This is a genomic window from Caulobacter sp. (genome assembly GCF_035254145.1).
Lineage (GTDB): Bacteria > Pseudomonadota > Alphaproteobacteria > Caulobacterales > Caulobacteraceae > Caulobacter.
Genome location: NZ_DATFAV010000205.1, coordinates 1 through 9,971 on the forward strand (window position 1 = coordinate 1; position 9,971 = coordinate 9,971).

Consider the following 9,971-nt stretch of genomic DNA (forward strand, 5'->3'; position numbering starts at 1 on the left):
AGCCGCTGGCGGCCCTGCCGGCCGGTCTCGCCGATCCGCACCTGGCCCTCGCCAACGACGGCGCCGACCTTGTCCACACCTTCGACGCCCAGGCCGAGGACACCGGCATCGCCGACCTCCTCAAGCGCCTCGCCGAGCACGGGATCGAGTTCAAGGACCTGAAGACCGACCAGAGCTCGCTGGAGGACATCTTCGTCAGCCTGGTGAGGGCCCCGCAATGAACCTGTTCGCGATCAAGGCCATCTACCGCTTCGAGATGGCGCGGTGGTTCCGCACCCTGGCCCAGAGCATCATCGCTCCCGTCCTTTCGACATCCCTCTATTTCGTGGTGTTCGGCTCGGCGATCGGCTCGCGCATGCAGGCCATCGAGGGCGTCAGCTATGGCGCCTTCATCGTGCCGGGCCTGATCATGCTGTCGCTGCTCAGCGAGAGCATCTCCAACGCCTCGTTCGGCATCTACATGCCCAAGTGGGCCGGCACGATCTATGAGCTGCTGTCGGCTCCGGTCGCCTGGTACGAGGCGGTCACCGGCTATGTCGGGGCGGCGGCGACCAAGTCGATCTGCCTGGGCCTGCTGATCCTGGCCACGGCGCGGATCTTCGTGCCGTTCGAGATCGCCCACCCGTTCGTGATGGTGCTGTTCCTGGTCCTGACCTCGCTGACCTTCAGCCTGTTCGGCTTCATCATCGGCGTCTGGGCCGACAACTTCCAGAAACTGCAGATCGTGCCGGCGCTGATCGTCACGCCCCTGACCTTCCTGGGCGGCAGCTTCTACTCGATCAAGATGCTGCCCCCGATCTGGCAGAAGATCACCCTGTTCAACCCGGTGGTCTATCTGATCAGCGGCTTCCGCTGGGCCTTTTACGGCCAGTCGGACGTCGGCGTCGGCGTCAGCCTGACCATGACCGCCGTGTTCCTGGCGGTCTGCCTGACGGGCGTGGCCTGGATCTTCAAGACCGGCTACCGGCTGAAGGTCTAGAGCATTTCACGACCTGACCGCGTCAGGCCGTGAACTCTAGTCTTTTGTTTTAGCGCATTTTTCTTCACGCGAACCGGGGCTACTTCGCTCGAAAAATGCTCTAGTCCTCGGCGGAAGGCGGAGCGTCGTCGGTCTGGGCCGGCGCCTCCGCCTTCAGCCCCTTCAGCCCGCCGGCCGCGCCCCGGGCGACCAGGGCCGCCTCGGCGGCGCGGACCATCGGCCGTTCGCCGTTGAACCCCGCCAGCGCGCGGCAGGCCTCGAAGAAGCCGGGGTCCGCGCGCGTGTCGATCTCTGGCTGCTGGACGATCAGGTGCAGGCCGCGCGCCTCCAGCTTCAGCACCACGTCCATGAGGCCCGCCATGTCGCCCGCCAGGGCGTGGAGGCTGGGCGTGGCCACGGCGCCGCCGTCCTCCAGCGCGTCCAGCGCCCGCGTCAGGCCGGGCCGCACGACGCCGGAGTTCAGGCATCGGTCGCTGAACACCTCCTCGCAGCCCAGCAGCAGCAGACGCTCTTCCTGGGCGGGGCTGAAGAAGATCCCGCGCACGGGCGGCACGCGGTAGTAGCCGACGAGTTTCATCCTGGGTGCTTGGCAAACCCGCCCGTCCTTGGCGAGAGGATTTCGCCGCCGTCCACAGCTGCCTTCGCCAAACCCGGACGCTCCGGACCGGAAGCGCTGTCGGCGGCGGGAGAGGTCACCCTGATCCGCGTTAAGCGGACCGACCGCTCGCGGGCCGGACTGCCGATCGATGCGGGCCGCGCCCTCGGAGCTTGGCGCGGCTGAGCGGCAGGCGTCCATAGATTTCGGCGCCCGTGCGCGCGAACCGGGCGGCCCCGAACCGCTCCAGCACCCGTTCGCGCGAAGCCTGGCCCATGGCCGCGAGCCGCTCTGGGTGGCTCAGAAGCCGCCGCAGGGCCTCGGCCAGGGCCTCGGGATCGTCGGGGGCGACGACGAAGCCCGTGCGCTCGTCCAGGACGCTGAACGGCATCTCGCCGGCCGCCGAGACGACCATTGGCAAGGCCGCCTCCATGGCCTCGTGGGCGGCGATGCACAGTCCCTCCGAGCGGGACGGCTGCAGATAGCCATGCAAGCTGGCCAGGAAGGCGCGCGGCTGCTCCTGGAAGCCGACCAGCTCGACATTGTCGAGGCCGGCGGCGGCGATCCTGGCGGCCAGGGACGCCCGTTGCGCGCCGTCGCCGGCGATCCGGACCCTGAACGGCGCGGGCGGCGCGAAATGCGACGCCTTCAGGATCGCCAGGGCCTCGATCAGGACGTCGTAGCCCTTCACGCGGTGCAGGCGGCCCAGCGACCCGAGCTCGACGGTCTGGCCGGGGCTCCAGGGCTTGGCCACGGGCGCGGCGCCATTGGCGGCGAACAGCGGCCAGGTCGTCAGGCGCTCGGGCGGCACGCCGAGGCGCCGGGCGGTCAGGCAGGTGACGTTGTTGGAATCGCCGATCCACAGCTGGCTCAGCCTCTGGGCGTTTCGCAGCAGGATGCGGTTGGCCGGCTTGAGGAACGCGGCGTGCTGCCAACTGACGACGGGCAACCGCCGACGCAGGCCCACGAGCTGGCCAAGAAGCGTCGCGCGGGTCAGCGAGGTCCAGATCAGATCGGGCTGGAAGGCGGCGATCTGGCGGTCCAGCCATGTCAGCGCGGCGAGGTGGTCCTTCTCCCGCCCCTCGCGAACGTGGACGACTAGGCCGTCGGCCTCCATGCCCGCCAGCGCGCGCCGGTCGCGTGGCAGGAGGGCGAAGACCTCGACCTCGGCGCCCTGATCGCGAAGCACCCGGGTGACCGCCGGCACCGGCGCGGCCGCGCCGCCGCCTTCCAGGGAGTTGATGACATAGGCGATCCGCATGGCCTTCTATCCCGCGACAGCCATCGTCGGCGCTGCGACGGGCTCGGGCCAGTCGAGGCCGGCGAAACGGGCCAGGGCCCGCGCGGCCCGCGCCGAAGAGGGCTCCGGCGTCAGATCGAAACTTTGATTGAAGAGCTCTTCCTGGACGGGACGCCAGATCGTTTCGTGCTCTTCCTGGGCGTGCACCAGCGCCGCGCCGAGATCGGCGGCTCGCTCGATCACCGGCCCCGCGCGCCAATGGGTGAAGTTGGGATCGCCGCGCCACTCGAACCGGTGCGTGTTCAGGAACACGCAGGGGCGCGGATGGAGGAGGAACTCGTAGACCTGGCTGCTGACGTCTCCCAGATAGAGATCGGCGCGCTGAGTGTAGGTCATGGTCGTGGACGCCCGGCTGCCCAGGTCGATGTGGATATTCTCGGCGCGGAGATACTTGTCCGCGATCCGGCCCGCGCGGTCGATCCGCAGCTTGTCGATCGTCACCACGAAAGGCCGCTCGAACAGCATCACATGCGGCGCGAAAATCAACTGATACTCGTCGTGCTCGACGAACCAGTCGAGGACGGCGCGCCCTTCGTCGTACCAGGACGACAGGTGTGGCGAGACGTGCGGATTGTAGAGCACCACGGGGCGTCGGTCGTCGACGAAGGGCAGGCTTGGGCGCGGCGGCGCGAGGTCGAACTTGGGATAGCCGACGACCGAGATGGTTCGGGGATCGACGCCGGCGTCGCTGATCAGTCGTTCGCGGATCTTGGGCCCGGAGACCAGCACGTGATCGAAGCCCGCGCTGGCCTTGTCGAAGCCGATCGCGCGATCGCCCGCGCCGTGGCGCGTATGGACGATCTTCAGGTCCTTCAGGCCGTAGCGGGTCTTCAGCAGCAGCGAGGTCTTCTCGGCCACCACCAGGACGTCGAGCGACCGGAAGAAGTCGAGGTTGTCGCGATAGACCAGCAATTTGCCGGCCGGGATCAACGCCTCCAACGCGTTGGCCATGGTCCTTGAAGCCCCCGGCTTCAGGCCCAGCTCGACCAGCCGCAGCCCCGCGCCGATCATGCCGTCGGCGAGACGGATCACCTCGGCGCTCAGGCGTCGATTGGTGGTGGCGACGATGATCTCCAGATCCGGCCGTCCACGCGCCAAGGCCAAGGCGATGGGCAGGCTGTGGGCGACCTGGTGCACCTGGTCGTGATTGAAGAGGAAGCCGATCCGCATGCCATGATGACGACGGGGACGTCAGACCGCCTCAAGGCTCCGCTTGCCCGGCCGACGGACGTCGTGGGCGGTCCCAGGATCAACTCGTGACAGTGTCTTGTCGGATAAGGGCGCCGGCGCGGGTCAGAAGCGCGGATTGGCCTCGCGCAGGCCCTGGTTGGCCAGTTCGTCCGCGCGCTCGTTCAGCGGATGGCCGGCGTGGCCCTTGACCCAGCGCCAGTCGACGTCATGGCGCGAGCGGGCGGCGTCGAGCCGCTTCCACAGGTCGTCGTTCTTGACCGGGCTCTTGTCGGCCGTCTTCCAGCCGCGCGCCTTCCAGCCCCGGATCCACTCCTGGATGCCCTTCATGACGTACTGGCTGTCGGTGTGCAGCTCGACCTTGCAGGGGCGGTTCAGCAGCTCCAGCGCCTGGATGGCGGCCATCAGCTCCATGCGGTTGTTGGTCGTCCCCGGCTCGCCGCCGCAGATTTCCTTCTTCTTGTCACCGTAGAACAGGATGGCGCCCCAGCCGCCGGGGCCCGGATTACCCTTGCAGGCCCCGTCGGTGTAGATCGTGACCTTGGGCGTCATGCGAACAGCACGAGGCCCTCGCGGTGGACGGCCAGCTTGCGCTCGTACTCCAGCGGGTCCTTGGGCTTGACCAGGGCGCCGGCGGGCGTCGCGCCCCAGTCGGCCAGGCGGGTCAGGAAGAAGCGCATGGCCGCCCCGCGCGCCAGGATCGGCAGGGCCTCCTTCTCGGCCGGGCTCAGCGGCCGGCGGCGTTCGTAGCCGTTCAGCAGCGCCTTGGCGGCGGTGATGTTGAAGCTGCCGTCGGGCTCGAAGCACCAGGCGTTCAGGGTCACGGCCACGTCGTAGGCGTAGGCGTCGTCGCAGGCGAAATAGAAATCGATCGTCGCGGCGAATTTGCCGTCCGGCTTGAAGAAGACGTTGTCGGGAAAATAGTCGGCGTGGATCACGCCCGACGGCAGGTTCCGGGGCCACATCAGCGACAGCTGGGCCAGGTCCTGGTCGATCGTCGTCGCCAGGCCGGGCTTCAGGTCCTCGGCCGCCTTGCGGTGCTTGGCGAACAGCGGGGCCCAGGCCGTCTGGCCAAGGTCGTTGGCGCGACGAGCGGGATAGCCCTCTCCGGCCAGGTGCAGCCAGGCCAAGCCCTCGCCCGCCTCGCGGCAGTGGGCGACGGTGGGGCGGCGCGCCGACAGGCCCGGCAGGAACTCGACGATCGCCGCCGGCTTGCCGCGCAGGCTGGCCAGGGTCGCGCCCTTGCGGTCGGGGATAGGCCGGGCGCTGGGATAGCCCTTGTCGGCCAGCCAGGTCAGCAGGTTGAGGAAATAGGGCAGGTCGTCGGCCTTCACCCGCCGCTCGTAGACGGTGAGGATATAGCGGCCCTTCTCGGTCTCCAGCAGGAAGTTGGAGTTCTCCACGCCCTCGGCGATCCCCTTGAACGCCAGCGGCACGCCCAGGTCGTAGCCTTCGAGAAAGGCGGCGAGTTCGTCGTCGGTGATGTCGGTATAGACGGCCATGACGCGGGGATGCGGGAGCGGACGCTGGCGGTCAAGAGGACGTTGAGGTATAACATCCGTAATAACGTCGGAGCTTGCCCATGATCGCCTTAAAGCTTTCCCAGATTGGCAACTCCGTCGGCGTGGTGCTGCCCAAGGAGGCCCTCATCAAGCTGGGTGTCGAAAAAGGCGACACGCTCTACCTGACCGAAGCCCCGGGCGGGGGAATGCAGATCGCGCCCTATGATCCCGAAGTCGCTCGCCAGATCGAGTTGGGCGAAGAGATCATGGACGAGTATCGAGACACCTTCCGAGCACTGGCAAAATGAGCGCCGCCGAGCCCATTTGGGTTCGTATCGAAGCCTTGAAGGTGCTGCACGAGCGTAGTCTTGCTGTGCATGGTGGCCCATCGGGCGTCCGCGATGGGGGTCTCTTGGAGTCCGCGCTGGAGCGGCCCAAGAATCGTTTCCACTACGAGGCGCTCGCCGACGTCTTGGAGCTTGCCGCGACCTATGCGGTGGCGATCTCCGGAAATCACCCGTTTGTCGATGGCAACAAACGCGCTGCATTTCATGCAATGGCGCTGTTCTTGCGGCTCAACGGCTTGAGGCTGAAGGCGGATCAAACGGATGCGGCATTGACCATCTTCAAGCTCGCCGCCGGTGAACTCGACATCCCCACCCTAACCGAATGGCTCCGCACCCGCGTCGTCTAGGCCGTCAGCAGCCGCGGCAGCTTGAACGTAATCGTTTCGCGGGCCTCGACCAGTTCCTCGACGGTGGTGTCGAAGCGGGCGGCGATGGCGTCGATGACGCCCTGCACCAGGTCTTCCGGAGCCGAGGCGCCGGCGGTGAGGCCGACGCGCGAGACGCCGTCGAACCAGGTCCAGTCAACGCCCGCCGCGTCGTCGATCAGGTGCGCCTCGCGGGCGCCGGCCTTCAGGCCGACCTCCTTCAGGCGCACGGAGTTGGACGAGTTCTTCGAGCCCACCACCAACACCAGCTCGGCCTGTTCGGCCAGCCGCCGCACGGCGTCCTGCCGGTTGGTTGTGGCGTAGCAGATGTCCTCCTTGTGCGGGGCGGCGATGCCGGGGAAGCGCTCGCGCAGCAGGGCGACCATGTCGGCCGTATCGTCGACCGACAGAGTGGTCTGAGTCAGGAAGGCGACGTTGCCGGCGTCCTTGGGCGTCCAGGCGGCGGCGTCCTTGAGGTCCTCGATCAGGGTGACCGCGCCGTCGGGCAGCTGGCCCATGGTGCCGATCACCTCCGGGTGGCCGGCGTGGCCGATCAGCACGATCTCGCGGCCGGCGTCGTAGTGCTTCTGGGCCTCGACATGGACCTTGGAGACCAGCGGGCAGGTGGCGTCGAGATAGATCATCTCGCGCGACTTGGCTTCGGCCGGCACCGACTTGGGCACGCCATGGGCCGAGAACACCACCGGGCGATCGTCGGGCGCCTCGGACAGCTCCTCGATGAACACCGCGCCCATCGCCTTCAGGCGGTCGACCACGTGGCGGTTGTGGACGATCTCGTGGCGGACATAGACCGGCGCGCCGAACTTCTCGACGGCGCGCTCGACGATCTGGATGGCGCGATCGACGCCGGCGCAGAACCCGCGCGGGCTTGCCAGCACGAGCGAGATCGGGCGGCGGATCGGGGACTGGGCGTTCATGGGCCGGAAACTAGTGGTTCCGGCTGTCGGGCGCCAGGAGTCTGCGTCGTTGCGACGTCACGCATATGCCTTTATCAGGCTGCATGACGCCGATCGGGGACCATGGCCCCGCTTGGCTCTTGTTTTTCTCGGACCGGACGTTTCATGCGCCGCACCTTCTCGCTCGCCCTCAGCGCCCTGATGGCCGTCTCGATCGCCGCGACGACGGCGACGATCGCTCACGCCCAATCGCGCGGAGACCAGGGCGGCGGCGACGATGACCAGGCGGCCAAGAAGAAGAAGCGCGACGAGGAGTGGAACCAGCCCAAGGCGCCGCTGGCCCAGCTGCGCAACGCCGGCCCGTGCCCCTATGTGAAGGTGCTGTACGACGCCAGCCGCTATGTCGAGTTCAAGGACGGCAAGGAATCGGCCTCGCAGGCTGGCTTCACCGGTGAAATCCAGAGCATCGCCTCGGGCTGCGCCTACAAGGGCGACGAGCCGATCAAGATCCGGATCGAGGCCCTGTTCCAGCTGGGCCGCGGCCCGCAGGCCGAGGGCGACAAGCACGTCTACCGCTACTGGGTGGCCGTGACCGAGCGGAACCAGGCCGTGATCGCCAAGGAATATTTCGACCTGCCGGTCACGTTCGCGTCGGGGCAGGATCGCACCTACGCGCGTGAGACCATCGAGCAGATCACCATTCCGCGCGCCGACTCCAAGGTCAGCGGCAGCAATTTCGAAGTCCTGCTGGGCTTCGACGTGACGCCGGAGATGGCCGCCTTCAACCGCGACGGCAAGCGCTTCCGCGTCAACGCCGGCCAAGCCCAAATCCAGCCAGGGACGACCCCCAAGCAATGAACGATTTGAAGCGGTCCTTGAGCGAGGCGGCCGCGGCCGCTTTCCAGGCCGCCGGACTTCCTCCCGAATTCGGACGCGTCACCGCCTCCGACCGTCCCGACCTGGCCGATTTCCAGTGCAACGGCGCCCTCGCGGCGGCCAAGAGCGCCAAGCGCAACCCGCGCGAGATCGCCGCCCAGGTGGTCGAGATCCTGAAGGCCGATCCGCGCCTGGCCTCGGTCGAGATCGCCGGCGCGGGCTTCATCAACCTGCGGGTCGCCGACGCGGCTCTGTCGGCCCGGGCCGGTGAGATCGCCGCCGACGCGCGCACGGGCGCCCAGGTGCTCGAGGCTCCGCGCCGCGTGCTGATCGACTACGCCGGTCCCAACGTCGCCAAGCCGATGCACGTTGGCCACCTGCGCGCCTCGATCATCGGCGAGTCGATCAAGCGCCTGTACCGCTTCCGAGGCGACGAGGTGCTGGGCGACGCCCACTTCGGCGACTGGGGCTTCCAGATGGGCCTGCTGATCAGCGCCATCCTCGAGGAGGATGCGGAGATCCGCGCCCTGGTCGAAAGGCTGCCGGAGACCGCCGCCGGCGCCGATCCCGCCGACGTGGCGGCTCTGAACGCCGAGCTCGACGCCCGCATCAGCCTGGCTGACCTGGACCGCATCTATCCGGCCGCCTCGTTGCGCCAGAAGGAAGACGCCGCGTTCAAGGAGCGCGCCCGCAAGGCCACCGCCGAGCTGCAGAACGGCCGCTACGGCTACCGCGTGCTGTGGAGCCACTTCGTCAAGGTCAGCCGCGTGGCCCTGGAGCGCGAGTTCCACGCCCTGGGCGTCGACTTCGACCTCTGGAAGGGCGAGAGCGACGTCAACGACCTGATCGAGCCGATGGTCGGCCAGCTGGAGGCCAAGGGTCTCCTGGTCGAGGACCAGGGCGCGCGCATCGTCCGCGTCGCCCGCGAGGACGACAAGCAGGACGTGCCGCCGCTGCTGGTGGTCTCGTCGGAAGGTTCGGCCATGTACGGCACGACCGACCTGGCCACCATCCTGGATCGCCGCCAGTCGTTCGACCCGCACCTGATCCTCTACTGCGTCGACCAGCGTCAGGCCCTGCACTTCGAGACCGTGTTCCGGGCCGCCTATCTCGCCGGCTACGCGACCGAGGGTTCGCTGGAGCACATCGGTTTCGGCACCATGAACGGGACGGACGGCAAGCCCTTCAAGACCCGCGCCGGCGGCGTTCTGAAGCTGCATGACCTGATCGAGATGGCCCGCGAGAAGGCCCGCGAGCGCCTGCATGAAGCGGGTCTCGGCGCCGAGCTCTCCGAAGAACAGTTCGAGGACACGGCCCACAAGGTCGGCGTCGCGGCCCTGAAGTTCGCCGACCTGCAGAACTTCCGCGGCACGTCCTACGTCTTCGACCTCGACCGCTTCACCAGCTTCGAGGGCAAGACCGGCCCGTACCTGCTGTACCAGTCGGTGCGCATCAAGAGCGTGCTGCGCAAGGCCGCCGAGGCCGGCGCGACGGCGGGTCAGATCGTCATCGGTGAGCAGGCCGAGCGGGACCTGGCCATGCTGCTCGACGCCTTCGAGGGCGCGCTGCAGGAGGCCTACGATAAGAAGGCTCCGAACTTCGTGGCCGAGCACGCCTACAAGCTGGCCCAGACCTTCTCGAGGTTCTACGCCGCCTGCCCGATCATGAGCGCCGAGACCGACGCCCTGCGCGCCTCGCGCCTGGCGCTGGCCGAAACGACCCTGCGCCAGCTGGAGCTGACGCTGGACCTGCTGGGCATCGCGGCGCCGGAACGGATGTGATGGAGGGCGTCGTCAGGCGCCTTCCAGATCCTTCAGCACCGCCAGCAGGTCCTCGACGCCGCCGCGTTCGAGATACTGCTGGGCGACCAGAACCAGCCGCAACTGCTTGGCCAGCAGCGCC

11 protein-coding genes and 1 pseudogene are annotated in these 9,971 nt (G+C 67.9%); 6 read left to right on the forward strand and 6 right to left on the reverse strand.

Translation table 11 applies throughout. From position 1 onward, the window contains the following. Both VJ655_RS12470 and VJ655_RS12475 read left to right on the forward strand, forming a co-directional pair. Nucleotides 1-221, forward strand: a pseudogene (locus VJ655_RS12470) (multidrug ABC transporter ATP-binding protein); the annotation flags it as partial. Further along, on the forward strand, nucleotides 218-979 hold the full coding sequence (locus VJ655_RS12475; RefSeq protein WP_324111505.1) for an ABC transporter permease: 762 nt from the start codon (nucleotides 218-220) through the stop codon (nucleotides 977-979). The pseudogene VJ655_RS12470 and the gene VJ655_RS12475, both read left to right, overlap by 4 nt. Nucleotides 980-1,079: 100 nt before the next feature. On the opposite strand, the gene VJ655_RS12480 is transcribed toward VJ655_RS12475, so the two are convergent. From VJ655_RS12480 to thrB, 5 genes are all read right to left on the reverse strand, one after another. Further along, entirely contained in the window at nucleotides 1,080-1,556 is a 477-nt protein-coding gene (locus VJ655_RS12480) for a recombinase family protein (protein WP_324111507.1), read from the reverse strand. Between the two features lie 130 nt (nucleotides 1,557-1,686). Next, the gene (locus VJ655_RS12485; RefSeq protein ID WP_324111509.1) at nucleotides 1,687-2,835 is read right to left on the reverse strand and encodes a glycosyltransferase family 4 protein; all 1,149 of its coding nucleotides are present in this window, start codon (nucleotides 2,833-2,835) and stop codon (nucleotides 1,687-1,689) included. A 6-nt stretch (nucleotides 2,836-2,841) separates the two neighbouring features. Next, nucleotides 2,842-4,044: a hypothetical protein gene (locus VJ655_RS12490; protein ID WP_324111510.1), complete on the reverse strand. Its 1,203-nt coding sequence runs from the start codon at nucleotides 4,042-4,044 to the stop codon at nucleotides 2,842-2,844. A gap of 123 nt (nucleotides 4,045-4,167) precedes the next feature. Then, nucleotides 4,168-4,614: a ribonuclease HI gene (gene rnhA / locus VJ655_RS12495; protein WP_324111512.1), complete on the reverse strand. Its 447-nt coding sequence runs from the start codon at nucleotides 4,612-4,614 to the stop codon at nucleotides 4,168-4,170. After that, on the reverse strand, nucleotides 4,611-5,564 hold the full coding sequence (gene thrB, locus VJ655_RS12500; RefSeq protein WP_324111514.1) for a homoserine kinase: 954 nt from the start codon (nucleotides 5,562-5,564) through the stop codon (nucleotides 4,611-4,613). The genes rnhA and thrB overlap by 4 nt, the downstream gene beginning before the upstream one ends. A gap of 80 nt (nucleotides 5,565-5,644) precedes the next feature. Here thrB and VJ655_RS12505 point away from each other — a divergent pair, with 80 nt between their 5' ends. After that, complete coding sequence (locus tag VJ655_RS12505; RefSeq protein WP_324111516.1) at nucleotides 5,645-5,872, forward strand: AbrB/MazE/SpoVT family DNA-binding domain-containing protein; 228 nt, start codon at nucleotides 5,645-5,647, stop codon at nucleotides 5,870-5,872. Beyond that, nucleotides 5,869-6,258 (forward strand): type II toxin-antitoxin system death-on-curing family toxin, encoded by a 390-nt coding sequence (locus VJ655_RS12510; RefSeq protein ID WP_324111518.1) that lies wholly within the window; start codon nucleotides 5,869-5,871, stop codon nucleotides 6,256-6,258. Before VJ655_RS12505 ends, VJ655_RS12510 begins: the two co-directional genes overlap by 4 nt. Here the strand turns inward: VJ655_RS12510 and ispH are convergent. After that, a complete protein-coding gene (ispH, locus tag VJ655_RS12515) occupies nucleotides 6,255-7,214 on the reverse strand; it encodes a 4-hydroxy-3-methylbut-2-enyl diphosphate reductase (protein WP_324111520.1) in 960 nt (319 codons plus the stop codon). The two genes, VJ655_RS12510 and ispH, sit on opposite strands and share 4 nt — an antisense overlap. Nucleotides 7,215-7,358: 144 nt before the next feature. Between ispH and VJ655_RS12520 the strand changes: the two genes are divergently transcribed. Together VJ655_RS12520 and argS are read left to right on the forward strand one after the other, a co-directional pair. Further along, nucleotides 7,359-8,051: a Tat pathway signal sequence domain protein gene (locus VJ655_RS12520; protein ID WP_324111522.1), complete on the forward strand. Its 693-nt coding sequence runs from the start codon at nucleotides 7,359-7,361 to the stop codon at nucleotides 8,049-8,051. After that, nucleotides 8,048-9,850 (forward strand): arginine--tRNA ligase, encoded by a 1,803-nt coding sequence (argS, locus tag VJ655_RS12525; protein ID WP_324111523.1) that lies wholly within the window; start codon nucleotides 8,048-8,050, stop codon nucleotides 9,848-9,850. Before VJ655_RS12520 ends, argS begins: the two co-directional genes overlap by 4 nt. Nucleotides 9,851-9,971 lie beyond the last annotated feature (121 nt).